Origin of the sequence: Rhodococcus sp. IEGM1428, from assembly GCF_050321865.1 — a bacterium.
In the GTDB taxonomy this organism is placed as follows: domain Bacteria; phylum Actinomycetota; class Actinomycetes; order Mycobacteriales; family Mycobacteriaceae; genus Rhodococcoides.
Genome location: NZ_JBNQFW010000001.1, coordinates 182,910 through 206,705, shown reverse-complemented (window position 1 = coordinate 206,705; position 23,796 = coordinate 182,910). Strand labels below are relative to the sequence as shown.

General features: G+C 62.9%; 27 protein-coding genes, 1 tRNA gene and 1 pseudogene. 9 read left to right on the top strand and 20 right to left on the bottom strand.

Annotation, left to right across the window (positions count from 1 at the left end):
* The first annotated feature begins 59 nt into the window (after nt 1–59).
* Complete coding sequence (gene soxR, locus ACQR3T_RS01055) at nt 60–560, top strand: redox-sensitive transcriptional activator SoxR (RefSeq protein ID WP_080730484.1); 501 nt, start codon at nt 60–62, stop codon at nt 558–560.
* Here the strand turns inward: soxR and ACQR3T_RS01050 are convergent.
* The 6 genes from ACQR3T_RS01050 to ACQR3T_RS01025 all read right to left on the bottom strand — a co-directional run bounded on the left by ACQR3T_RS01050 (nt 476) and on the right by ACQR3T_RS01025 (nt 4,786).
* Nucleotides 476–1,378 carry an SDR family oxidoreductase gene (locus tag ACQR3T_RS01050; protein ID WP_428692259.1) on the bottom strand — a complete coding sequence of 301 codons (903 nt, stop codon included), beginning with the start codon at nt 1,376–1,378 and terminating at the stop codon, nt 476–478. The two genes, soxR and ACQR3T_RS01050, sit on opposite strands and share 85 nt — an antisense overlap.
* Nucleotides 1,379–1,452: 74 nt before the next feature.
* Nucleotides 1,453–1,623 (bottom strand): hypothetical protein, encoded by a 171-nt coding sequence (locus ACQR3T_RS01045; RefSeq protein WP_165430185.1) that lies wholly within the window; start codon nt 1,621–1,623, stop codon nt 1,453–1,455.
* 74 nt (nt 1,624–1,697) lie between these two features.
* The gene (locus ACQR3T_RS01040) at nt 1,698–2,372 is read right to left on the bottom strand and encodes a ScbR family autoregulator-binding transcription factor (protein WP_032404301.1); all 675 of its coding nucleotides are present in this window, start codon (nt 2,370–2,372) and stop codon (nt 1,698–1,700) included.
* A gap of 188 nt (nt 2,373–2,560) precedes the next feature.
* On the bottom strand, nt 2,561–2,995 hold the full coding sequence (locus tag ACQR3T_RS01035) for an effector binding domain-containing protein (RefSeq protein ID WP_242459024.1): 435 nt from the start codon (nt 2,993–2,995) through the stop codon (nt 2,561–2,563).
* Nucleotides 2,992–3,447, bottom strand: a complete 456-nt coding sequence (locus tag ACQR3T_RS01030) for a GyrI-like domain-containing protein (RefSeq protein ID WP_032377291.1) — start codon at nt 3,445–3,447, stop codon at nt 2,992–2,994. Before ACQR3T_RS01030 ends, ACQR3T_RS01035 begins: the two co-directional genes overlap by 4 nt.
* Before the next feature lie 139 nt (nt 3,448–3,586).
* Nucleotides 3,587–4,786, bottom strand: coding sequence for an MFS transporter (locus tag ACQR3T_RS01025; RefSeq protein WP_428692258.1), 1,200 nt, complete (start codon nt 4,784–4,786; stop codon nt 3,587–3,589).
* Between the two features lie 85 nt (nt 4,787–4,871).
* On the opposite strand from ACQR3T_RS01025, the gene ACQR3T_RS01020 reads away from it, so the two are divergent.
* On the top strand, nt 4,872–5,762 hold the full coding sequence (locus tag ACQR3T_RS01020; protein ID WP_037175413.1) for a LysR family transcriptional regulator: 891 nt from the start codon (nt 4,872–4,874) through the stop codon (nt 5,760–5,762).
* A 129-nt stretch (nt 5,763–5,891) separates the two neighbouring features.
* Here ACQR3T_RS01020 and ACQR3T_RS01015 read toward each other — a convergent pair whose 3' ends face one another.
* The 7 genes from ACQR3T_RS01015 to ACQR3T_RS00985 form a co-directional block, all read right to left on the bottom strand.
* The gene (locus tag ACQR3T_RS01015) at nt 5,892–6,773 is read right to left on the bottom strand and encodes a glycosyltransferase family 2 protein (RefSeq protein ID WP_428692257.1); all 882 of its coding nucleotides are present in this window, start codon (nt 6,771–6,773) and stop codon (nt 5,892–5,894) included.
* Between the two features lie 241 nt (nt 6,774–7,014).
* Entirely contained in the window at nt 7,015–7,551 is a 537-nt protein-coding gene (locus ACQR3T_RS01010) for an acyltransferase (protein ID WP_428692256.1), read from the bottom strand.
* Between the two features lie 130 nt (nt 7,552–7,681).
* A tRNA-Ala gene (locus ACQR3T_RS01005) sits at nt 7,682–7,754 on the bottom strand.
* Between the two features lie 55 nt (nt 7,755–7,809).
* Nucleotides 7,810–8,679: a divisome protein SepX/GlpR gene (sepX, locus tag ACQR3T_RS01000; protein ID WP_032377294.1), complete on the bottom strand. Its 870-nt coding sequence runs from the start codon at nt 8,677–8,679 to the stop codon at nt 7,810–7,812.
* 145 nt (nt 8,680–8,824) lie between these two features.
* Entirely contained in the window at nt 8,825–9,472 is a 648-nt protein-coding gene (locus tag ACQR3T_RS00995) for a GNAT family N-acetyltransferase (protein WP_428692255.1), read from the bottom strand.
* A gap of 72 nt (nt 9,473–9,544) precedes the next feature.
* Nucleotides 9,545–10,804: a molybdotransferase-like divisome protein Glp gene (gene glp / locus ACQR3T_RS00990; protein WP_428692254.1), complete on the bottom strand. Its 1,260-nt coding sequence runs from the start codon at nt 10,802–10,804 to the stop codon at nt 9,545–9,547.
* A gap of 33 nt (nt 10,805–10,837) precedes the next feature.
* The gene (locus ACQR3T_RS00985) at nt 10,838–11,791 is read right to left on the bottom strand and encodes a UTP--glucose-1-phosphate uridylyltransferase (protein WP_032377297.1); all 954 of its coding nucleotides are present in this window, start codon (nt 11,789–11,791) and stop codon (nt 10,838–10,840) included.
* 107 nt (nt 11,792–11,898) lie between these two features.
* On the opposite strand from ACQR3T_RS00985, the gene ACQR3T_RS00980 reads away from it, so the two are divergent.
* The 4 genes from ACQR3T_RS00980 (at nt 11,899) to mscL (ending at nt 14,322) form a co-directional block, all read left to right on the top strand.
* Nucleotides 11,899–12,495 carry a 5-formyltetrahydrofolate cyclo-ligase gene (locus tag ACQR3T_RS00980; RefSeq protein ID WP_428692253.1) on the top strand — a complete coding sequence of 199 codons (597 nt, stop codon included), beginning with the start codon at nt 11,899–11,901 and terminating at the stop codon, nt 12,493–12,495.
* Nucleotides 12,496–12,638: 143 nt separating this feature from the next.
* Nucleotides 12,639–12,995 (top strand): FmdB family zinc ribbon protein, encoded by a 357-nt coding sequence (locus tag ACQR3T_RS00975; protein ID WP_032377299.1) that lies wholly within the window; start codon nt 12,639–12,641, stop codon nt 12,993–12,995.
* A gap of 88 nt (nt 12,996–13,083) precedes the next feature.
* The gene (locus ACQR3T_RS00970; protein ID WP_428692252.1) at nt 13,084–13,746 is read left to right on the top strand and encodes an SAF domain-containing protein; all 663 of its coding nucleotides are present in this window, start codon (nt 13,084–13,086) and stop codon (nt 13,744–13,746) included.
* A 96-nt stretch (nt 13,747–13,842) separates the two neighbouring features.
* The gene (gene mscL, locus ACQR3T_RS00965; protein WP_428692251.1) at nt 13,843–14,322 is read left to right on the top strand and encodes a large conductance mechanosensitive channel protein MscL; all 480 of its coding nucleotides are present in this window, start codon (nt 13,843–13,845) and stop codon (nt 14,320–14,322) included.
* A gap of 131 nt (nt 14,323–14,453) precedes the next feature.
* On the opposite strand, the gene ACQR3T_RS00960 is transcribed toward mscL, so the two are convergent.
* From ACQR3T_RS00960 to ACQR3T_RS00930, 7 genes are all read right to left on the bottom strand, one after another.
* Entirely contained in the window at nt 14,454–14,897 is a 444-nt protein-coding gene (locus tag ACQR3T_RS00960) for a hypothetical protein (protein WP_428692250.1), read from the bottom strand.
* Between the two features lie 142 nt (nt 14,898–15,039).
* Nucleotides 15,040–15,837, bottom strand: a complete 798-nt coding sequence (locus ACQR3T_RS00955; protein WP_428692249.1) for an MspA family porin — start codon at nt 15,835–15,837, stop codon at nt 15,040–15,042.
* 773 nt (nt 15,838–16,610) lie between these two features.
* Nucleotides 16,611–17,108 (bottom strand): MogA/MoaB family molybdenum cofactor biosynthesis protein, encoded by a 498-nt coding sequence (locus ACQR3T_RS00950; RefSeq protein WP_032377304.1) that lies wholly within the window; start codon nt 17,106–17,108, stop codon nt 16,611–16,613.
* An 89-nt stretch (nt 17,109–17,197) separates the two neighbouring features.
* Nucleotides 17,198–18,712 carry a S1C family serine protease gene (locus ACQR3T_RS00945; protein WP_428692248.1) on the bottom strand — a complete coding sequence of 505 codons (1,515 nt, stop codon included), beginning with the start codon at nt 18,710–18,712 and terminating at the stop codon, nt 17,198–17,200.
* 115 nt (nt 18,713–18,827) lie between these two features.
* Nucleotides 18,828–20,297: an ATP-binding protein gene (locus tag ACQR3T_RS00940; protein ID WP_428692247.1), complete on the bottom strand. Its 1,470-nt coding sequence runs from the start codon at nt 20,295–20,297 to the stop codon at nt 18,828–18,830.
* On the bottom strand, nt 20,297–20,983 hold the full coding sequence (locus ACQR3T_RS00935; protein ID WP_032377306.1) for a response regulator transcription factor: 687 nt from the start codon (nt 20,981–20,983) through the stop codon (nt 20,297–20,299). The genes ACQR3T_RS00940 and ACQR3T_RS00935 overlap by 1 nt, the downstream gene beginning before the upstream one ends.
* A gap of 55 nt (nt 20,984–21,038) precedes the next feature.
* Nucleotides 21,039–21,653 carry a trimeric intracellular cation channel family protein gene (locus ACQR3T_RS00930; RefSeq protein ID WP_428692246.1) on the bottom strand — a complete coding sequence of 205 codons (615 nt, stop codon included), beginning with the start codon at nt 21,651–21,653 and terminating at the stop codon, nt 21,039–21,041.
* 114 nt (nt 21,654–21,767) lie between these two features.
* On the opposite strand from ACQR3T_RS00930, the gene ACQR3T_RS00925 reads away from it, so the two are divergent.
* From ACQR3T_RS00925 to corA, 3 genes and pseudogenes are all read left to right on the top strand, one after another.
* Nucleotides 21,768–22,049, top strand: a complete 282-nt coding sequence (locus ACQR3T_RS00925) for a PASTA domain-containing protein (protein WP_428692245.1) — start codon at nt 21,768–21,770, stop codon at nt 22,047–22,049.
* Between the two features lie 137 nt (nt 22,050–22,186).
* Nucleotides 22,187–22,527, top strand: a pseudogene (locus ACQR3T_RS00920) (VOC family protein).
* A 108-nt stretch (nt 22,528–22,635) separates the two neighbouring features.
* Nucleotides 22,636–23,652: a magnesium/cobalt transporter CorA gene (gene corA, locus ACQR3T_RS00915; RefSeq protein ID WP_317805091.1), complete on the top strand. Its 1,017-nt coding sequence runs from the start codon at nt 22,636–22,638 to the stop codon at nt 23,650–23,652.
* Nucleotides 23,653–23,796 lie beyond the last annotated feature (144 nt).

Below are 23,796 nucleotides of genomic sequence, written 5' to 3'. Positions count from 1 at the left end.
TCGACGGCCTCGGTGAGCAACTCGTGCGGGAAGGCAAGACCTGAAGTAATGTCGAGGTCGTGCCGATGCCCGAGTGGAACGTTCGTGAGCTGACTCCAGGCCAACTCTCCGAGCGCAGTGGCGTTGCCGTGTCTGCGCTCCACTTCTACGAGAAACAGGGGCTGATCACCAGCCGCCGAACCACGGGCAATCAGCGCAGGTTCCACCGCGAGACCTTGCGACGCGTGGCGTTCATCCGTATCTCACAGAAGGTCGGAATTCCGCTGGCCGAGATCCGGCAGGCACTGAGCGAGCTTCCGGACGAACGGACGCCGACGCGCGAGGACTGGGCCCGCCTCTCGACGCGATGGCATCGCGAACTCGATTCTCGGATAGAACAATTGACCAGGCTGCGCGACAACCTGACCGGGTGTATCGGCTGCGGATGTCTATCTCTTGCCGGTTGCGCTCTGGCCAATCCGCACGACGAGCTCTCTCATTCGGGTCCGGGTGCGCGCACGCTGGATGTCGATTTCGACGACCCCTCCACGCGACGCGGCACCAGCAACTTCGAAAATTGATCGTTGGCGCGCTGCAGCACGAACTCGTAGGGCGGCGCGAACTTGCGGGCCATCCAGTAACCGAACCTGATGTCGTTGGAGGAGTACACGAGGTACTTGCGCTTGGCGATTCCGGTGAGGATGGCATCGGCGACCACGGACGGTTCGACGGCACGCTTCTCGAATCGATGCTGCAACTTCTGCACGCGCGGATCGTCCCGGTCGACGCCGGCAATCTGAAGTGTGTCCACGAGACCGGTTTTGACGCCGCCCGGAACGACCAGGCTGACGCCGATTCCATGGCGCTTGAGGTCGTACTTGAGCACCTCGGACACTCCGCGCAGGCCGTATTTGCTTGCACTGTACGCAGCGTGCCATGGGAGAGGAATCAATCCGGCCGCGGACGAGACGTTGACCAGATGACCGCCGCGTCCGGCCTCGACCATGGGCGGCAGAAACTTCTCGATGATGTGAATCGGCCCCATGAGATTGACGTCGACCATCGACTTCCAGTGCCGGTGCTCGAGGTTCTCGACGGTTCCCCACGCCGAGATGCCGGCGATGTTCATCACGACGTCGAGGTTGCCGAACTCGGCATGGATGTCGTCCGCGAACGCGGTGACCGCCTCGAAATCGGACACATCGAAGGGCAGCGAGTGGCTGACGGTACCGCCCGCGCGACCGACCATGTCCACTGTCTCGGCCAGTCCTGGGCCGTTGATATCGGTGAGGAAGAGCTCCGCTCCCACCTCTGCGGCAGCGATGGCCGTCGCCCGACCGATTCCGCTGCCCGCGCCCGTGATCAACGTCTTTTTTCCGCGCAGATCGTATGTAGCCATCGAAGCCTGTATCCCCCACCGGTTGCCACGTTCAGTTCGATTTCGACCCTACGCGGTGACGACCGGCAGGGTTGTCACAATCTTTGCGACATCTCGTCTCGGTAGTCGGCAATGGTGTGCTCGATACGCGCAGCGTCGTCGTCCGCACCGCGTTTGCGCGCGTCGTCCGCGCGCTGCTGCAATGTGCCGATCGCTTTCCGCAGTTCGTTGTCCGACATTCTCGATTTCTGAGCAGTGTGTTCCATGTCACACAGTGTGCCCGGCATGCGGAAGCCCGGCAAGCACTACCCGATCACGATATTTCTCGGTGCGAAACTGCTCAGACGGTGACGGATGCAGAAGTGATGTTCTCGCGCACGAAACTGGACAGACTCCGTGCTGCGAACTCACGGAAGTAGGCGAGCTTGTCGGCGGGCACGAGCGAAGGGAGCACGGTGTTCCATACCTTTTCCATCCGTGCGGGTGCATCTTCGAGACGTGACTGCGCCTCGGACACCATCAAGACCCCGGCGAGCATCTCGCACACCAGCAATGCTGCGTTGCCCGCATCCAGGTGATCGGCAACGTCGCCGTGCTCGATCGCTCGCTCGAAAAGATGCTCGAAAATGTTTCCCCACGTACCGAACACACTGCCACGCGCGGTGTCGGAACCGTCGATCTCCATCTGCAACCGGTACATGACTCGAACCAAAGGATCCGAGGCCGCGAGCTCGAGCACGGAGTACGAGATTCCGATGACGGATTCGAGTGCCGGGCTACGGCTGTCGACCAGGCCTGCACACGCGGTGGACACCCGCTCGTGGCCTTCGTCGACGATCGCGCGGGCCAGCTCTTCCTTGGACGCGAAGTGGAAGTACAACGCCCCCTTGGTCACGCCGGATTGCGCAGAAACCTGACTGAGGGTGGCATTTGCGTGCCCCACCTCGAGAAAGAGATCTGCCGCGGCGCGTAGTGCGGCTGCGCGCGTTGCTTCTGCTCTGAGTTGTCTCACCATGTTGCTGCACCCCTGCTCTGTCGACCTTGCGATGACATCGACGCCCTGTCCACGCTGCCTGCCCGTCGACCGACGGCATGAGAGCCGAATTGACGACGCCCAATCGGGCCGACTGCGCTCGACAATAGTAACCGGTTCGATGGTGACTTTGTGATTCGAAAGTGACAATTGCGTGAAGAAGGTTCCGTTTACAAAACTATTGAAATGAAAAGTTCCACTTCCCCAGATTTTGTAACGACTTCTACTTCCTCTTTGTATGCCCGAAAAATTACCCCGGACGCCACACAGTCGTCGACCTGAGCCCACACGTCCTCGACAGGGTCCGCCAAAGAACCACTCGGTGTGAATACTGCAAACACACCGGTCGGTATTGAAACGAATACATCCCCCGCATCGACGTCAGCGGGAGAATCGACCGAAACAGCGACGACTGCATTGACCGTGCCGTGCGGATCCGGAACGTAAACCGTGCTCACTTCGTTCGCGCCGATGTGCTTCTCGCGCACGCGATCTCGCAAGAATCGCATCCATTCGCTACCGCTGGATTCGGCACCGGCGTCCACCCTCGGCGCTACCAATCCACTGAACAGTTCCGCACTGCGCGCTGTCACTCGAAAGCTCACGACGAACCACCGGGCACAGTGATCGCCAGATAGAGATCGATTTTGTATGCGTGCGGATAGCACTCGTAATCGCCGGTGAACGATCGCACTATCTCACCCTGTTCCTCCGCATGATCGATCTGAGTCCACAGTCGGGTGAGAACCTCGGGGAAATACCCCACTGCAGAAAATCGTGCATATTTCGCAGCAGGGACTTTCGCGACGAGATGCCCTCGCGCAACCTGACCCAGCGAGGAACACAAATAACCGACTATCTGTGTGTTGTAAGAGCCGATACCGGGGGCGAAGTCGGTATAAATCGAAGCCAACGGTCCCGACGTGTCCTGATTGAGCACGGCAGACCAGGCCTGATCCAAAGCGGGGTCGTTGAGCCTGCCCAGTGCCCGTTTGGGGCTGCGGACTGGAAGACCGGCAACCCACGTTTCAGGGAGGTCGACGATCTCGAACGACATTCGTACTCCAAAGAGAAGTTGCAGGGGCAGATCCTGTGCTCGGAACCGGTCCGGTCGAGGATATCGCCCGTCAATCTACCGGCCCGACGGGCAGGTCGATCGTCAATCGATCAACCATACCGTCAGCCCGTTTCGATTGCTAACCAACTTCTGCACGCACAGCCGAGGCTTCGGGCGCTCTCAGGTGTCGAGCCGCCAGCACCGCGACGACCAGCCCGAAGCCACCGACGCTCAGCCATGGCAGCAGGTCGATCGCGGACGCCGCGAAGGTGCCACCGACGAACCCCCCTGCAGCGATGGCGAGGTTGACCAACGCGACGTTGAGCGTCGCGGCGAACCCCCCGCCCAGTGCTACGACCGCAGTGGTCACGATCGGAAGCGCGGCCATCTGCGCGGCACCCCACACCGCCAGCGCGGGAAACACCACCGCCGCGGAGCCACCGGACAGTGCGAGCGCGGCCACCGCGACCATCGCAATCACGGCGAGCACGGTCACCCAGAACGTATCGGCCCGTCCGCCCAGGTAGCCCCCGATGGCATTGCCCAGCAATCCCGCTACGCCGAATACCCCCAGCCCCATCGAAATGCCGCCGGATCCCATCCCGGCCGACTGTTCGAGGTAGACACCGAGGTAGGGAAAGAAGAAGTTGGACACGAGCAGAATCCCGACGGCCACTCCCAGCAAGCCGAGAACGCCGGGCACGGTGACCACCCGGAGTTGGTGGATGCCCCCACGTACTCCCGAACCCTCGATTCGACGCGGCAGAACGGTCCACAGACCCGCCGCCAGCACCGCTCCGAGCACGGCCAGCGCCACGAACACTGCACGCCACCCGGCAACCCCGCCGAGATAAGTGCCGATCGGTGCCCCGAGGAACATCGCGCTCATCAGACCCCCGAAGACCAGAGACACAGCTTTTCCGCGCGCCTCCGGCGCAACGAAGGTGGTGACGGTGCTGACGGCAACGCCGAGCGCGACTCCCTGCGTCGCCGCGGACGCAATGCGTCCGATCAGAAGCAGCGGAAGCCCGGGCGCCGCTGCCGCAACCAGGTTCGCCGCCGCGAATACGAACAGAAGCGCGGTCAGCAGTGCGCGTGGATGACGATGCGCCAGGGCGAGGCCCAGTGGGATGGCGAGAATTCCGACCGAGAGCGCATACACAGTGACGGTGAGCCCGGCGGCACCGACGGTGGTGTTCAGATCCCGGGCCAGCTGAGGAACGAGGCCGATGGCCACGAACTCTGCTGTTCCGATCACGAATGCGACGGCGGCGAGCAACAGGACAGGGGGCGACAGTAGAGATCGCTGCTGCACATGGGCATACATGGTGGACGTCATGCCGACGACGCTAGAACCGAATCGGTATAGGATCAAAGACGAATTTGCAGTGCGCTGTATAGACAATCCCTATAGGAGACGGCGAATGAGCATCCGCCAGTACGAATATGCACTCGCCGTGGCCGAGGAGGGGTCGGTGACCGCGGCGGCCGAGAAGCTCCGCGTCGCTCAGCCGTCGATCTCGCAACAGATCAGGTCGCTGGAGAAGGAACTCGGCGTGGAACTGTTCCTCAGGACCTCCCGCGGACTGAGCCTCACCGTCGCCGGACGCGCCTTCGTCAAGGAGGCCTCGATCGCGGTGTCCGCCGCTCGCCGCGCTCGCGCCGCTGCGACGGCGTGCTCAGGCACAGTTGCCGGCGAGCTGGTCGTCGTCGTGGAAACCGGACTGGGGATGTGCCAACTCCCGCGAGCCATCGGAGAGTTGCGGCGACGGTATCCCCGCCTCGAGGTGACCCTGTACGAGGAGTCGGACCCCCAGGCCATCGACCGCTTGGTGCGCACCGGCGAGGCAGACCTGGTGCTCTCCAGCGACTACGGCCACTACGACCCCGACGCCACGGTCATCGGCGACGAATCGTATGTCGTCGTACTGTCCGAAGGACATCCGCTGTTGACCAGGAAAGTACTGACGCTGACTGAACTGGCGTCTGCGCCGTGGGTTCGACTGCGACGGGGCAGTGCTCGCGACGACGTCATCACGCACGCACTTCGCTCGCACTCGTTGTCCGTATCGACGGTCGCGCGCGCATCCCAACTGGCCACTGCAGTCAAGCTGGCCTCGGAGGGTCTGGGCGTCACACTGATACCGGCCTCAGCCGTGCCACCGGGATACGGGCACCTTGCGCGCCCGCTCGATCCGCCGGTGTCGCATGCCGTTCGCGCAAGCGTCCGCTCGCCTTCCGGTCCCGCCGAGTCTGCGTTGCTCGACTATCTGGGCCACGAGAATTGGTGCGGCCTCGACCTCGTTCACGCCTGAGACCGACAACTTCATCGCCCTGATTTTCGGGCGAAACGGACTTTGTGGATATTGCCCCAGGGTTTATCGATTGCTGAGAAATCGACGACTTATTACAGTGCTGTTATTCATCGTCGGGCAACCGAGAATTCACTTCCCGGAGGCGGCCGCAAATCGATCTTCGCGAATGGCGGACAGATGCCGGTCGGATGTATCGCTCGAGTCGGAATGCGAAACCGGGAGAATGCGCGAATCGCATGTGGACAACATGCGCGTCAGCGGCCAATGAACAGTGTGCAGGATCATATCCGCGACCAACAAACGACGTAGCGACTTACCCGCCAGGCTGTGGAACGCCCAGGTCCGATAGGAACTGAGTACGTAGTGGCGGTATTCGAGTGGCGGTGTGAGCAGTCGACGCCCCGATACCTCGACACACATCGTCTTGATCTGTGCGATGTGCAGCCCGACGTGGTAGAGGCACAGCGAAAGATCGATGTCCTCGTGCAGGTCGGTTCGCAAACTCACTCGGTCGCGGGCCGCCTCCCAGGCAGAGCGACGAATGGCGAAGTTGTTGCCGGACGCTGCAGATACCCGCAGCTCATCGGGCTTTCGCTTGGTCGTGTACTTGACGAAGGCCCGGTAAGGAGCAGCCCAGGGCGAGTCGTAGAGAAAGATCGGTCCGGTCACCGCGGCGTAGTCCAGCCGTCGATCGAAGAAGTCCAGAATCGATTTCGCCCAGCCTGCGCCGACGTGGGTGTCGGCGTCGATGCGTCCGATGATCGATCCGCTCGCGTGATCGAATCCGGCATTTCGTGCATGCACGACTCCCCGCTCGCACTCGGCCACGAGTTTCACCATCGGAAATCGACGTCGGCGGTCGAGCACGATTTCGGCGGTGTCATCGGTGGAGTTGTTGTCGACGACGATGATTTCGTGAATGTGTTCTTGCTGCTCGAGCAGTGCATCCAAGCATTCACCCAAGTGGGCGGACTCGTTGAATGCAGGAACAACGATCGAAAGAGTGTTCACCCGTGCCAACCCCTGACGAATTGTTTAGGCAATCGTGTGGCTCGATTCGATTGCAGAATTCGTTAGTCCCGAAATACGAGCCGCGGACGGATCTGATGCTACCTCAATATTGCGGAAAGATAATTCGTCGATTTATGCGTGATAAACAATATGAATTACGACTGACGATCACCGAACGTACTTCGATTCACTCGAACAACAATAAAACGGGTACTCGGCCGGTTTGACCGCAGTGAGCCGACTAATCGTTCAGGGTTCGGATTCGTCTCGCCGGACTGCCCACGTAGACCCCGTCGGGATCACAGTCCTTGGTCACCAGAGAGTCGGCACCGATGATGCAGCCCGAGCCGACGCGTACGCCCGGCATGATGACGGCACTGGAGCCCACCCAGGTTCCCGATCCGATCGTCACCGGCCTGCCCACCAAGCGCCCTGCCCGTCGAGTCGGAGCGCCCACCTCGTGCGTGCTGGTCAACACGCGTACATGATCGGAAAGAAAGACCCCGTCACCGATATCGATGTTCGCCACCGTGTCGAAGTAGCAGCCGTAATTGACGAACACCCCGGCACCCAGACGAAGCACGCCTCGCCCCTGGACCATCTGACCGCCGTAGACGAGCGCCTGGGCACCTCCCCGCACACGCGCTCCCCGTAGCGCACGTCCGCGGAGTATCGCGGGCAGAAGCGGGCAGTTGGCCAACGCCACCACGGCCGACTGCCGCACCTGGAACACAGCCCATAAGACGTCGTCGGCTACGTATCCTCGCCAACCGCGCATGAGCAAAACCTTAGCTGTGCGCACTGAGCCGACCGAGCGACACACACGCAGCTCGGAAAGATGGGGACGTCTGGAACGCAAAAACAGGCCCGATCGATGGTGTCGATCGGGCCTGTAATCGATTGCGGTGTGGAGCTGAGGGGAATCGAACCCCTGACCTTCTCGATGCGAACGAGACGCGCTACCAACTGCGCCACAGCCCCTTTGCCGTCATCTAGACCGGCTGGGTAACTCTAGCAAAGCCGTGTCGGACGGCCGCTACGCGCCCTGCGCCCGGCGCAAGTTCCGGTCGTCGTCACGGCTGGCTTGGAACGGCTCGTCGTAGTGGTCGAGATGCTCGAACTCGGGATCCTCGTCGTCGATCTCGAGCACAACTGCGCCGGGTCGACGTAGTCGCTGCGGGACGAGCTCGAGCTCTTCGTCGGTCTCCGACTCCACCCCGAGCCGGGACCGGCCCATTCGGGTGAGCCGTCGCCGGCGCACCTCTTCCTCGATCTGCACCTGCCTACGCAGGTAGTACAGGTAACCGACGAGGACGGCAACGGACAGACCGCACAGCCACCAGATCGTCGGAGAAATGATGAACGCCAATGCCGCTGTGGTGATCGCGGCGAAAACCAGACCCAGTACTGCGCGCTGCCGGAAGGCATACCGCGCAGCGCGGGCGATCGCGTCCGCCTCGGGATCGAAACCGCCGCGGCCGCGTCGGCGAGGCACGAAGTCGTCGTCGACGACACCGGGCTCGTGCGCGGCTGATCTCTCGCGCGCTGGTTCCTGAACCGGTGCGTCGCGTTCGAGATCGTTCTCTGCTGCGTGAGTGTCCATCGGGTCCTCCGCGGTACCGGGTAGATCGGGTGAGTCGATACGAACAGTCGCCAGTGTCGGGCCGAAGATCTCACGGGCAGGCGCGGAGACTCGAAGGTCGTCCTCCGGCCGCCAGTCAGGATCGCTGCGGTGGCCGGTCGCTGGGCCGCGCTGCTTTCGCTTGGTGCCACCCCGATGCAGCACGCGCGTGGCGAGCGCCGCGTCCGTGGTCTGCATGATCTGGGGACGCTTGGTCATCAGCATGGGAAGAAGAACGAAGAGCCAGACGGCAACGAGACCGATCCAGATGATCGAGTTCGGCATCGGCGATGTTCTCCTCCCTTGGGCAACGGCGACAGTCGTGACGACATCAGGCTATGGGGAGGAGGTGCAAGAACCACGCAGACGCGCCGACCCGAATTACACTCCTGTCACTTTGACAACAGGAGTGCCATTTTCTCGGGAGATATCAGGCCCATGCGGCCCGTCCCGAACGAACCAATCGATCGACGACGGTTCCCTGTACTTCACCGGAGGTGATGGCCACGAGCTTGTGATCGCGCCATTCACCGTCGACGTCGAGATACTTGTAGAGCAGACCTTCTTCGCGGAACCCGACGTTGCGCAGCACTGCCTGGCTGGCGAGGTTTTCCGGTCGCACCGTCGCTTCGACGCGATGGAGTCCGACGGGGCCGAAGCAGTGGTCGAGTCCGAGCGCGAGGGCTGCCGTAGCGACGCCCTTACCGTTGACGTCCTTGGACACCCAGTAGCCGATCCACGCGGACCGCAATGCGCCGCGAACGATGTTTCCGGTGGTGATCTGACCACAGAATTCGCCATCGACCTCGATGACCATGGGCAGCATGTGCCCTTTGCGAGCCTCGGACTTGAGGCCCGAACACAGGGTGGGCCAGGAAGAGATGTGGTGCCGTGAATTCCAGCTGCCCTCGCCGCTGGGTTCCCAGGGCTCGAGGTGCGCGCGATCTTCGGTGCGAATCCGGCTCCAGGCTGCCGCGTCTCGCATCCGTACCGGGCGTACCGTCACGGTTCCGCCGTCCACTCTGACAGGACCCAATTTCGCCGGCCAACCTGGGTGGCTCGACCACGTTCGCGGCATCCGTCGATGGTATGCGCTACGCACAGTGGCGTGGTTATGTGCCCTCCGCGGCGCTCGAACGTGCCACTGGCGTCAGCCTCTCTGAGCGAGGAACGAGACCTTCACTTCTTCGCCGGTGCGGATTTCCGTGATTTCGGGATCGATGACGACCAGGCAGTTTGCCTCGGCCAGGGTCGCGAGGAGATGCGACGACGATCCCGGCGCGCCCCCGAGCGCCTGAACCAGATACTCGCCCGTGCCCTCGTCGCGCATGAGTTGACCCCGAAGAAATCCTTTGCGGTCCTCGATCGAGGTGATCGGCGCTACGGTTCGCGCCGTGACGGTCCGACGCATCGGCTGTCGTCGACCGAGCGCGATGCGAATCAACGGACGCACCATCACCTCGAACACCACCAGCGCACTGACGGGGTTCGCCGGCAGCAAGAAGGTAGGTACTTCGTCGCGTCCGAGTTGGCCGAAGCCCTGAACCGAACCTGGGTGCATGGCGACTCGTTCGACCTCCATGTCGCCGAGCTCACCGAGCGCCTCCCGCACACCGTCCGACGCGCCGCCGCCCACTGCCCCGGCGATGACGACGATCTCGGATCGGATCAATTGGCCCTCGACCACCTCGCGCAGACGCTTGGGATCGGTACTGACGATCCCGACGCGGTTGACGTCGGCTCCGGCGTCGCGCGCTGCGGCGGCAAGTGCGTAGGAGTTGACGTCGTACACCTGTCCGGGCCCGGGGGTCCGATCGGTGTCGACCAGTTCACCGCCCACGGAGATCACCGACAACCGGGGACGCGGATGCACCAGCACCTTGTCGCGGCCGACCGCTGCGAGCAATCCGACCTGAGCGGCACCGATGATCGTGCCTGCACGAACAGCCACGTCGCCGGGTTGGACGTCGTCGCCGATCTTGCGGACGTAGTCACCCGAGCGCACCGGACGGAACACCTTGACGCGGGCTCGACCGCTGTCGGTGCGATCCAGCGGCAGCACCGCATCGGCCAGGGTAGGTAGTGGTGCGCCGGTGTCGACGCGTACCGCTTGACGAGGTTGCAACCGGATGGGTTGACGCGACCCGGCGGACACCTCCCCGACGACGGGCAGCGTCAGGTCGATGCGCTCGTCTTCCTCGTTGCGCAGATCCGTACCGGCCGCTGCCACGTCCACGCTGCGCACTGCGTAGCCGTCGATCGCCGCCTGATCGAAACCGGGAAGGGGACGCTCGGTGACCACTTCTTCGGCACACAGCAGGCCCTGTGCTTCCGAGATGGCGACCCGAACAGGCCGTGGAGCCACCGCCGCGGCGGTCACCCTGGTCTGCTGATCTTCGACCGAGCGCATCTGGCCCTTCCTCTATGGCATCGACCCGCGATGCTATTCGTACGTGGTCAGTTCCGGTGCCCAGCTGTCGCTCAAGCGTTCGTTCAGCCATTCGCGCAGCGCTGGGCCGTAATCGTCACGTTGTAGAGCAAAGTCAACCGCAGCGCGCAGGTATCCCCCGGGATTTCCGAGGTCGTGTCTCGATCCGCGGTGCACCACCACGTGCACGGGATGGCCTTCTTCGATGAGAAGCGCGATGGCATCGGTGAGCTGCAGCTCGCCGCCGGCACCGGGCTTTATCCGTCGCAGAGCGTCGAAGATTGCGCGGTCGAGCAGGTACCTGCCCGCCGCAGCCAGGTTGGACGGGGCGTCCTCCTGCTTGGGCTTTTCGACCATACCCGTGACCTTGAGGACGTTCGGGTTGACCGCGTCGGGCACGATCTCGACGGAGAAGACGCCGTAGGAGGAGACCTTGTCGTCGGGAACCTCGATGGCGCACAGCACCGAGCCGCCGCGCTTGGCGCGCACGCGAGCCATGACGTCGAGCACACCCCGCGGCATCACCAGATCGTCGGGAAGAAGAACTGCGACCGAATCCTCGTCGTCGTCGAGGGCTTCTTCGGCACAGGCGACGGCATGCCCGAGTCCGAGAGGTTCGTGCTGGATGACCGACTGCACGTCGAGGAGTTTGGGCGCGACGCGCACCTTTTCGAGCATTTCGAGCTTGCCGCTCGCTTCGAGCTTCTTTTCCAGAACAAGATCCTCGACGAAGTGGGCGACGACACCGTCCTTGCCGGGTGAGGTGACGATGACCAACCGCTGTGCACCGGAATCCGCCGCTTCTCCGGCGACGAGTTCGATACCTGGTGTGTCGACGACCGGAAGCAGTTCCTTCGGAACGGTTTTCGTGGCCGGCAGGAACCGGGTACCCATGCCTGCGGCAGGAACGATGGCCGTGCGGAAATGCACAGGCGTGGCGGCGGTCGTCGCGGTAACGGCTTCTGTCATGGTGCTCACCCTATCCATGGTTTCTGGTGATCTGCTCGCCGTGTGCTGCGTTCTACCTCCGAGTGCATATCGTTGATCGACTGCACAGGAAGGGTGAGTGAACCGTTGTGAACGTTCCCGAATTCTCGGAGAACACGCCCAAGGATCGTTGGCGGGCACATGTCCTCGCCGAACGCCGACTGCTCGACGATGCGCAGCGCGCGGTGGAGTCCTCCGCACTCTGCCATGCCGTGGCCGAGTTGGCGGCCGAACACCCGTCGGTAGCGGCGTACGTGCCGGTCGGCAGGGAGCCGGGTTCGATCGAGATGCTCGACGCGATGGCCGCGGCCGGCTCCACCGTCTTGCTTCCGAGTGCGCACGAGCCGGGACCGTTGCGCTGGGTGACGTACTCCGGGAGCGAATCGCTGGTGGCCGCACCCTTCGGCCTGCTCGAGCCGTCCGGACCGATCCTCGATCCCGATGCCGTCTCGGCCTGTTCGCTGGTGCTGATTCCGGCGCTGGCCGTCGATCGGCGTGGCGTCAGACTCGGCCGCGGCGCGGGGTTCTACGACCGAACACTCGACCTGTGCGGACCCGACACGATGCTGGTCGCAGTGGTGCGCGACAGCGAAGTGGTGGATCGACTACCGGACGAGCCACACGACCGAAGGGTGACGCACGCGTTGACCCCCAGCGGCGGACTCGTACGCTTGGGTACGGAATAACGTTCCGATTCGATTGGTTGGCACTCCTGACTGTAGAGTGCTAATGCTCTCCCAGTTTCGACGAACAGATAAGACACCGGCGGTGTTCGGCCTCGGCTCGCAGAGCAGCCAATCTCCTCGGTGACCAGCGCGGAGGAATCACGATGCCCACTTACTCATACGCATGCACCGAGTGCGACAACCGCTTCGACATCGTCCAGTCCTTCACCGACGACACGTTGACGGTGTGCCCGGCATGCTCCGGCAAGCTTCGAAAGCTGTTCAATTCCGTCGGCATCGTCTTCAAGGGCAGCGGCTTCTACCGCACCGACAGTCGCGGCGGCTCGAGCACCTCGAGCGAGGGCGCAGGCGAGAAGAAGTCCGATGCTGCCGCCGCGAAGTCGGACTCGAAGTCCGAGTCCAAGTCCGACTCCAAGCCGGCCGAGAAGAAATCTTCCGATTCGTCGTCGTCGAGCTCCTCGTCTTCGTCTTCCACCACGAAAGCTGCTGCAAGCCAGTAGCTTCCCGCTTCATCCACAGGCCGGGCCGTTATCCACAGCCCGGCCTTTTCGGCGTTCGAAGTGCCCTCGTCGGCGATAGCGTTCCAGCATGACCGCTCGTAAGAACCGACTCGACTCGACTCTGCTCGATCGCATCACCCTCCGGCCGGCGTGGGTCGGCTCCCCGAAGTTCCGGCGGGTGGCGGCAGGCGCATTGGTGGCACTCGCAGCGGTCTTGTTCGTCGACGACGCCGCCGGCGACGACCGAGTAGAGGTGATCACCGCAGGACGCGATCTGACACCCGGGACGGTTCTGACGCCGGCCGATGTGGTCGTCAGCGACTGGGATTCGGCCAGTGTTCCCGAGGGCGCACTGATCGATACGGCTGCGGTGGACGGCCAGACGCTTACCGGGCCGGTACGAGCGGGCGAGTTGCTCACCGACGTACGCCTACTCGGATCTCGGACCGCCACGACGGCGCTGGGGACCGAGGCACGCGTCGTACCGGTGCATCTCGCGGACGCCGGGGTGAGCGACCTGCTGCGCGAAGGTGATCAGGTCGACGTGTTGACCGTCGAGGTACAGGAAGACCCGAACGCCGTCCCCGCCGCCCGAGTGCTGGCGTCTGGAGCCGTGGTCGTACTCGTCTCCGCCGACGCCGGAGGGAGTCGACAGCGAGATCGCGTGGTGCTGCTCGCGTTACCGACCAACGACGCGACGACGGTGGCCGCCGCGTCATTGGTCAGCGCACTGACGGTCACGCTGCACTGAAAGGCCCCGTTACTGGCGATTCACACCGGCCGCAGTACGACGATCTGGGTTAACGTCTGACGAGACAGAACATACCGAACGTTGGGAGAAGGGCTCATGCTGAAGGGCTTCAAAGACTTTCTGTTGCGCGGCAACGTCGTGGACCTCGCAGTTGCAGTGGTCGTCGGTGCGGCATTCACCGCCATCGTCACCGCATTCACCACCAACATCATCAACCCCCTCGTCGCGGCCGTCGGCGGCAGCAACGAACTGGGATGGGGCATCGAAATTTCGAGCGGTAATTCCGCGACGTTCATCAACGTCGGGGCGGTGATCACGGCGATCATCAACTTCATCATCATCGCCGCGGTTGTCTACTTCGTGCTGATCCTGCCGGTGAACACCGCGAAGAAGCGCTTCGTCAGCCAGCCGGAGAAGGAACTGAGCGACGTCGACGTGCTGGTGCAGATCCGCGACATCCTCGCGGGCGGAACCGCAGCGGGACAGAAACTTTCGACGGCCGCCGACACCACCGGCGGTAGCGGAGAAGCAATCGATTCCTCCTCCCCCGACCTAGGTAAGCACTCGAAGGACTGACATCTCGCTCGCCCGCGCTTGGTGGGCCCCTTATCGAATGAATGTGCCAGTCACGCACTCTGAGTGCGTGACTGGCACATTCATTCGTTGGTGGGGTGGTGATGGGACAGACCGAGAGGCCCGTCAGGCGATCAGTTGGTGAACGTCGACAGCGGAAGCGCGTCGAGGGTGATCGTCGTGCCGTCCGCCTCGCACACAGACTTCACTGCTGCGCCGTTGTCGACGAAGGCCTTACCGGATTGGCCATCGGGGGCAGAGAGCTCGAGGGTGTCCGCAGGCAACGCATCGGTGAATGTCGTGAGCGAGCTTGCAACGTCACCTGACGCAGTGCTGGGCAACGCTTTCACCTTGTCGATCGCGGCTTGCTTGTCAGCAGTCCACTTCTCGACGTTCTCGGCCGACCCTGGTCCAGCCGCAACCAGCGCCACGAATGCGTTGTGGTCGGAGGCGAACGTGTTGCAGACGTCGGTATTTTCACCGGACGCCGCAGCGTCGTCGCTGCTGCAACCGGCGGCAAGACCGAGAGCAAGGACCGCTCCTGCGGCAACAACGGTGAAACGGGCTTTGGAGTGCATCTCTTGTTCAGTGCCTCTCTGGAAAAGTCGAACGATACGTGCCGAACATAGTTCAGGCCCGTACGGAGTTATCCGTACGGGCCTGAACTGGTCCAAAACTTGGCGGATGAAACTAGCTCATCCAGCTACTCCTGATCGAAGATCAGTTGAAGCGAACCGGGACGCCGTAGGTGACTGCGACGTCACCCTGTGCGCTGGTGACTGCGACGTACGGACGAACCGAGACGTTGCCCAGGATGCCGGTAGCAGTGCCGTGCAGGTTCGCGACCTGGATGGAGCCGCTCTTGCCAACACCCTCGGAGCCGGAGCCGGTGACGCCGTCGTTGATCGGCAGTGCAGCAGACTCGGACTGAACGATTCCGGGGCCGTTCTCCAGCGCGATGGAGGCGGTGGCCTGCGGGATCAGGTCAGCGTGGAAACCGAGGCCGGACGTCGAGGTGCCCTTGCCGCCAAGGCTGACAGAGGGATCGAGGTAGTTACCGGTTGTGTTGCCGTCGCCATCAACCTCGGGGTTGATGAGCTTGATTTCACCGCCGGACTCGTTGCCGGAACCAATGTCGAATCCGAGAGTAGGCGAAGCCCACTCGATGGTGACAGAGCCGCCGATGCTGAGCGGGTACCCGATCTGGTACCCGATCTTGACGTCGCCCTCGAAGTCATCAGCAGACGGTCCGGTGACGTCCCAGCTTGCCTTGCCATTTGCGAACCACTCGCGGGTGAGCGGGTTTCCGTCGAGCGAAGGAACGCCCTGGATGAAGGTGTCGGACAGCGTCACCGTGATGGTGTTGCCGTCACGGTCGACGACCGTGTTGGAGCTGTCGACAGCGGCGGAAGCGGTTCCGGTACCGAGCACCAGGCCGACTACCGAAGCGCTGGCAGCAACTGCGACGCTCATGGACTTGAGTCCCCGGCTGCGCCGCGACTTCTGGATCTCCGTCATTTATTCCTCATCATGTTCAGTCCCAGCGCGGTGTCGCACGGGGAAGCTTGTGGCTTTCACCCTCGAACTAGATCGCACGCAACGGTGTGTGCGAGCCCGAGCCGGATGGAGCCGTGAAGGCCACATCCTCGATCCAACAGTTCCGAGATGAAGGGCGCGGCACCGGTTGGTCCCACGCCCTGATCCTTGGAAGCTGAGGGGAACATTAGAGGAGATGCCTGACCGTGACAATCCCTACGATCGGCCCCCAAACGTTGCCGACTCGTGATGTGTTTCGGCGGCGTGAACAACTTTCACAGCAGTGTTAGCGATAACCAGAGTCACAGCATCTCTCGGAGGCGTCGAACTGTTACATCTGCCTCATTCAAAAAAACCAACCCTGATGTGGGAATACTCCGCCATCGCCATGTCCCGATCGGCCGAATAGTCCGGTCTGCTCGGCGTCCGCTACGCCCGTTTTGGGCCTTGCCGTCCGAAGCTACCAACGGGTAGCTCGCTAACGCTAGGTAAACGAGTAACTAACAGACCTGTCATTCCAGCCAAAAAAATGTGTCGTGGATCACATCAAAAGTAATGAGGTGGTCGCTGCTGCTTCAACCATTCGTCCGACTGCGAACCGCTCGAGTCCGCATCCGGGCCGTCGCTTCGCTCGTCCCCAGTCGTCTCGGGGAGCACCTCGCCGAATATGCGAGCGAGCCGGGCCCGTTCTGCTCGGGCCCGGCTCGCTTCGTCTTCGGCCGATCGATCGTCGTTCGGCTCGTTCATCGGTGTCGCTACGCGTCCAGCCCCGACAGTTCGGCGATGACCTGGCTCGCCAATGGCGTCAGCGTGGCCATGCCGTCGCGAATGGCTGCCCGCGACGACGCCAGGTTGACCACCAGAGTGCTGCCCGACACGCCGACCAAGCCTCTCGACAACCCCGCGTCCAGCGAGCCTGCTGCCAGACCCGACGAACGCAACGCCTCGCTGATACCCGGAATCTCACGATCGAGTACCTCAGCGGTGACGTCGGGGGTCACGTCGCGCGGCGAGACACCAGTGCCGCCGATCGACACCACCAGATCGACTCCACCGATCACCGCTGTGTTGAGAGCGTTTCGCACGTCTACTTCGTCGGCGGTCACTGCAACAACGCCGTCGACGAGAAAACCTGCCTCGGTCAACAGTTCGGTGACGAGAGGTCCCGTCGAATCCTTCTCGGTGCTGTGCGCAGTCCGGTCATCCACGATGACGACCAACGCGCGCCCTGCCAGTGGTGCGTCGAGTTCCATACCGCTCACCGTAGTAGTAAGGCCTCCACCCGGCTCACGCTGTGCATAAATCGTTGCAACCGTCCCGTGCCTGCCCGCTTCCCGCAACATCAGCGACCGCCCGGGAAGGACGGGATCTGGAAGGGCAACTGCTGTTCCTGCTGCTGCGTCTGAGGCTGCTGCTGAGCCGGGGCCGGGTCCGCCGTTCCGAGCGTCACCTTGGCCGTCTTCTCGCTACCGCCGTCGGTGTAGGTGACAGTGACCGAGTCTCCGGGAGCGTGCGAGCGGACCGCCGCGATCAACGCGTCACCGCTCGAGATGATCCGATCGTCGAGCTTGGTGATCACCGCGCCCTTCGGAATTCCTGCCGACGCCGCCGGACCACCCTCGGTGGCCTCGACGACGGTCGCGCCGTTGGCATCGTCCTTCGACGGCACCTGAACCCCGATCATGGCCTGGGTCGCCTTGCCTGTGGTGGTCAGCTCGTCGGCGATGCGCTTTGCCTGATCCACCGGGATCGCGAACCCGAGCCCGATCGAGCCGCTCTGCGTACCGGATCCCTCGCTGCCGCCGAGTGTGGCAATTGCGGTGTTGATACCGATCAGCTGGCCGTCGGTGTTGACGAGCGCACCACCGGAGTTGCCCGGGTTGATTGCAGCGTCGGTCTGGATGGCGTCGATCACCGAGTTCTGATTGCCTGACTCACCGGAAGTCGACACCGGCCGGTTGAGTGACGACACGATGCCGGTGGTGACGGTGCCCGCCAAGCCGAGCGGTGAACCGATCGCGACAACCTGCTGTCCCACTTCGAGATTCGACGACGAACCGAGTTCGATGGGCGTCAGATTGGATTTGCCCTCGGCTTTGATGACGGCCATGTCGGACACCGAGTCGGCACCGACGATCGTGGCGTCGGCCACCGAGCCGTCCGAGAATGCAACGGTGAGTTTGCCGTTGGCGCCTGCGCCCGTCGCAACGTGGTTGTTGGTGAGGATCAAGCCGTCGCTGCTGAGGATAACGCCCGAGCCCTCACCCTCTTCCTGCGAACCCTTGACCTGAATCTGCACCACGCTCGGGAGGACCTTGTTCGCGACGGCCTGAACGGAGCCGTCGGGGAAGTTCGCAGCCGGCTGCGCGGCTGTGACAGTCGAGTTCAACGAATTGCTGACTGCGCCCCCGTTGCCGTTGGCGTTGTTGGTCGCGATCGCACCGACCGCGCCGCCGATTCCGCCGCCGACCAGAACGAGAGCGATGGCTCCGGCCACCAGCGCCGAGCGACCGGGCCGGGTCTTCACAGTGCCCTGCGCCGAATTCGACTGCGGTGCAACGTGCTGCGGCTGCGCATGGGCCTGCATGGACGCCTGGGGATGACCCTGCTGGCCGTACGGCCCGTAGCCGGGCTGGTAGGCCCCCTGTCCGTAGCCGGCGTACTGCTGCGGGTAACCCTGCTGCGGCGGTTGCGACCCTGCGTTGTGGGGTTCGTTCTGCTGTGACGGGAACTGCTGGGTCGGATGCTGCTGGGTCGAGTAGTTCTGCTCGTCGCCGCCCGAAGCCCGGTTTGCCGGATGCTGCTCGGACCCGGCACCCTGTCCGGGCTGTTCGGATTCGTTACGGTCGTCACTCATCGTTGCTGCTTCCTTCAGTAGGGACCCAGAGGTCCGCCCGCCTTCTTGCTACTCACTGTGCAGGGCGGTACTGAGAGCGCGCTGAGATCCGGCTATCAGTTTGCCGAGAGTGCTGTCAGTTTTCCGAGAGTGACTGCGGATCCGGGGCACCTTCGCCCGGCAGCACGATCCGAATGAGCGCACCGCCGCGTTCGGATACCTCGACCCCGATGGTGCCGCCGTGTTTGACGACCACCTGTCGCACGATGGCAAGCCCCAGGCCACTTCCGGGCATCGAGCGCGACGCCGTGGAACGGTAGAAGCGCTCGAACACCAGCTCGCGATCTTCCTCGGGGATGCCTGGGCCCGCGTCGTCCACCGTCAACTCGAGCAGACCATCACCGATCTGCCGCATAGCGATTCGTACTTCCCCGCCGCTCGGACTCCACTTCGCTGCGTTGTCCAGCACGTTCAACACGGCCCGCGACAATCCCGCCTGGTCGCCGTAGACGAACCAGGGCATGAGCGTTGCGTCGAAGTCGATTTCGTTGCGGCGTCGGCGTGCTCGTTCGAGGCTGCGTTCGACGGCATCGGCAAGGTCGACGCGCTCGAACACCGTCTCCGGTGCGTCCTCACGCGCCAGATCGACCAGATCTCCTACCAGCGTGGACAGTTCCTGAATCTGCGCCACCACATCGGTTCGCAGTTCGGCCATGTCCTCGTCCGGAATGGACGGGGCACCGGGGCGGCCGGCCGCGATGAGCAACTCCATGTTGGTCCGAAGCGATGTCAACGGTGTGCGCAGTTCGTGGCCTGCGTCGGCGACCAATCTGCTCTGCCTGCCGCGAGATTCGGCGAGCGCCCGGAGCATCGTGTTGAAACTCTCTGTCAAACGGGCCAATTCGTCGTCACCGGTTACCGGAATCGGCGTCAGATCATCGGTACGCGCCACTCGTTCGGCTGCGGCTGTCAATCGAGCAATCGGCCGTAAACCGGTGCGGCCCACAGCCATGCCTGCGCCGGCAGCCAACACCACGCCGCAGCCACCGACGATGAGCAGAACCCACGCCAGACGATCGAGCACCTCTCCGGTGGGCAACAGCCGCTGTGCGACAACGAGGGTGCTGCCGTCCTCGGTGCGGATGGCCAGCACTCGCTGATCGTCGAGCGTGCGCAGCGACGATTCCTGATCTCCGCGCACCACGGCGAGTTCGGCGTCGCCGATCGGGACCTTCGGCCCGGGCGGGTTGTAGCTCGACATGTCCGGATAGATCAGCGCCACACTCACGTCGGTGCTGTACAACGTGGCACCGGCAACGAAGCGAGGATCGTACGAAACCAGGGTCGACTCCGCCAAAGCCGATGCACGAGAACGCAATTGCGTGTCCACATCGCCGTACAGCGCCCGCGACACAACCGTGTACGCGGCAATGGCCATGACCGCGACCGCAATTGCCACGACCGAGGCGGCCAGCAGCGTCACCCGCCAGCGCAACGACACCGACCGAGTCAGAGGAGTCGGCGGCCGCATTGCTGTCGGCGGCCGCATCGCGGTGGGCGAGCTTCCGCCGACGTCGGCCGTCCTGCGTCCGAACGGAGCGACCATCACGGGGGCGTTTCGCGTAGGACGTACCCGACACCGCGAACGGTGTGGATCAGCCGCGACTCCCCCTCGGCCTCGGTCTTACGGCGCAGATAGCCGACATACACCTCGAGCGCGTTGCCCGACGTCGGAAAGTCGTAGCCCCAGACTTCCTCGAGGATTCGACTTCTGGTGAGGACTCGGCGTGGATTCGTCATCAGCATCTCGAGCAACGAGAATTCGGTTCGGGTGAGGCTGATGGAGCGTTCGGCACGCGAGACCTCCCGGGTGACCGGGTCCAGAGACAGGTCCGCGAACGTCATGGTTTCCGAGTCGATGCCCGCCTCCATCGCGGTGCGCCGTAGCAACGCTCGCAGACGGGCCAGTAGTTCTTCGAGCGCGAACGGCTTGGGGAGGTAATCGTCGGCCCCCGCATCGAGACCGGCGACGCGCTCGGACACAGAATCCCGAGCCGTCAGCACGAGAATCGGCAGGTCGTCACCGACACTGCGCAATCGCCTGCACACTTCGAGGCCGTCGAGCCGAGGCATCATCACGTCGAGTACCAACGCATCGGGCCGCCCCGCCGCTACCTGCTCGAGCGCGTCGAGCCCGTCGACCGCCAGGTCCACGGTGTACCCGTTGAACGTCAGCGACCTACGCAGCGACTCACGCACCGCTCGATCGTCGTCGACCACCAATATCCGCATTCGTACAGTTTGTCCTGGTCGACTGAGATCTGTCTGAGAGGGGTACCTACTCCGCCTAGAGCACCGGAAGGTTCCGTGCGAGCGGGAGGTTCCACTTCCGCCACAGCGCAAGCAGACGCAACCCGGTCGCAAGCACTGTTCCCACTATCAGTCCCACGTTCTCCGGCAGTGCCAGAACATCGGCGAACACGACCGTCGACGCGCCGAGCAACGCCGGCAAGGCATACAGGTCTCGATGCAGCAGCAGGGGCACTTCGTTGACCAGTACGTCTCGGATCACGCCGCCGGCCACCGCCGTCGTGGTGCCGATGAGAGCTCCCGACAGAGCGCTTCCGCCTGCAGCCAACGCGATCGTCGCACCGGTCGACGCGAACAGTCCCATCCCGAAGGCGTCGAGCACCAGAACGCCGCGTCGTACCTTGCCCATCTGCCGATGAGCCACGAACACCGCCAGCGACGCAAAAAAGCCGACGGTGATGTTCGGCCACGTGTCCAACGACGTCGGCGGGTGGATTCCGAGAAGCAGATCACGAATGATCCCACCGCCGATACCCGTCGTGATTCCGACGACGCAGACCCCGAAAAGGTCCAGTCGTCGATGCACTCCGACCAGGGCACCCGACGCGGCGAACACCGCGATACCGATCAGGCCCAACACGTCGAGAAGCATCGGATCAGCATGTCACGGCACTGACAGGGTTTTGACAGCAACATCCGAGGCTCGACTCAGCATCGGCGAGCAGTGTCGTGTTGTCAGCGATTCCGCCTCACCGAGGAGAACATCATGCGTATCGGATTCAAGAAGACCATTGCCACAATCGCCGTAGCCGGTGCCCTCTCACTCGGTGGCGGTGCCATCGCCCAGGCCGCACCGGATCGGGCCACGATCCCTGCTGTCGCAGGGACCTCGGAATCGGACGCCCTGCAGGCACTCTCGGATGCCGGCTTCACCAACGTCACCACCGACTACGACCGCCCCGACGCCACCGTGATCGGAACGAATTTCCAGGCGGGAACCAAGGTCAGCGAAAACGCGTCCATTCTGGTCATCGTCGGCAAGGGCTAGCTCGACGCATGACCGTTGCTGATCAGCGGTAGACACGCCTGTCGGATCGCCTAAAATTCGTTCAGGGGCCACCGCGCCCGGAGACAGGGACGCTCGAGCACCGCCTCGCCGCCCGACCCTGTGCAAGGAGCACGCCCATGAGCGAGGCCATGAAGTTCGGACGCATTGCGGCCACGATCCCCGTAACCGACATCCAGCGCTCGATCGAGTTCTACCGCGACCTGCTCGGCATGGCGGTGATCTTCACCAACGGCACACCAACCGGATTTGCCATTCTGCGACGGGATGACGCCGAGCTGCACCTCACCACAATGCGGCACACCTGATGGTCGCCGACGCCACAGGCCTGTACACCCATCTGATCGACCGAGGCGTCCGCATCGTCAAACGTCTGCGCGACGCCGAGTACGGGCTCCGGGGCTTCGTATTCTGCGACCCCGACGGCAACAGGATCGACGTCGGGCAGCCGCTCTCCTAGGGCAGGTGCGCGAAACGCACTTGCTGCTGCGCCTCCTCGTTGTTTCAGACGATAGTCTCGATCGGGTGCCGTCCGGCACGTCTGTTTCTCGAACCGAGGTGACCCGAAGTGCCGATCGTCGACAACGCCGTCTACGTGGAGGGGAAGCGAACCGCGAACCCCGAAAGCCTCGATATCACTTTCGAGTGCATGCGAGATCGCCACGGAATGGCATGGATTGGCCTCTACCGACCCGAGCTCAGCGAAATCAACGCTGTGGCAAACGAATTCGGGCTTCATCGACTGGCCGTGGAGGACGCCATTGCGGCCCATCAACGGCCGAAGCTCGAACGGTATGCCGAGCAGCTCTTCGTCGTACTGCGCCCAGCCAGATATATCGACGAGACCGAAAAGGTCGAATTCGGCGAATTGCACATTTTCCTCGGCGTAGATTTTGTGGTCACCATTCGCCACGCCGAATCACCCGAACTCGGCAAGGTGCGCCACCGGCTCGAGGAATCCCCCGAATTGCTCGGACTGGGGCCAGAAGCGATCCTCTACGGCATCCTCGATCAAGTCGTCGACGAATACGTTCCTGTCATCAAGGGGTTGCAAACCGACATCGACGAGATCGAGGATCAGCTGTTCACCGGCGATCCGAGTGTGTCGCGTCGAATCTATTCGCTGTTGCGTGAGGTATCCGAATTCGATCGTGCTGCAAAGCCTTTGGTCGACATGATCGAATCGCTCAAGCGCGGTTCGGACAAGTATCACGTCGATGTCGAATTGCAGCGCAATCTTCGCGACGTGCTGGACCACGCGATCCGCATCTCGGACCGCATCGAGGCGTTCCGGTCAAACCTGCAGAACGCTATGACCGTGCACTCCACCATGGTGGCGCAGCAGCAGAACGAAGAAATGCGCAACATGACTCAGGTCAGCCTGGAACAGAACGAACAGGTCAAGCGCATTTCATCCTGGGGTGCAATACTTTTCGCGCCCTCTCTGATCGCCGCCATCTACGGCATGAACTTCGACGACATGCCCGAACTGAAATGGCAGTTCGGCTATCCACTCGCGCTGGTCGCCATGGTGATTTGTTCCAGCGCGCTGTACGTGGTGTTCAAACGCCAGAAGTGGCTGTAGTGCGCTCCGCGCAGTGGGGGGGGGGGGGGGGGGGGGGGGGGGGGGGGGGAAAAAAAAAAAAAAAAAAAAAAAAAAAAAAAAAAAAAAAAAAAAAAAAAAAAAAAAAAAGAAGAAAGAAAAGCAACAACACCCCAACCCCTCCCC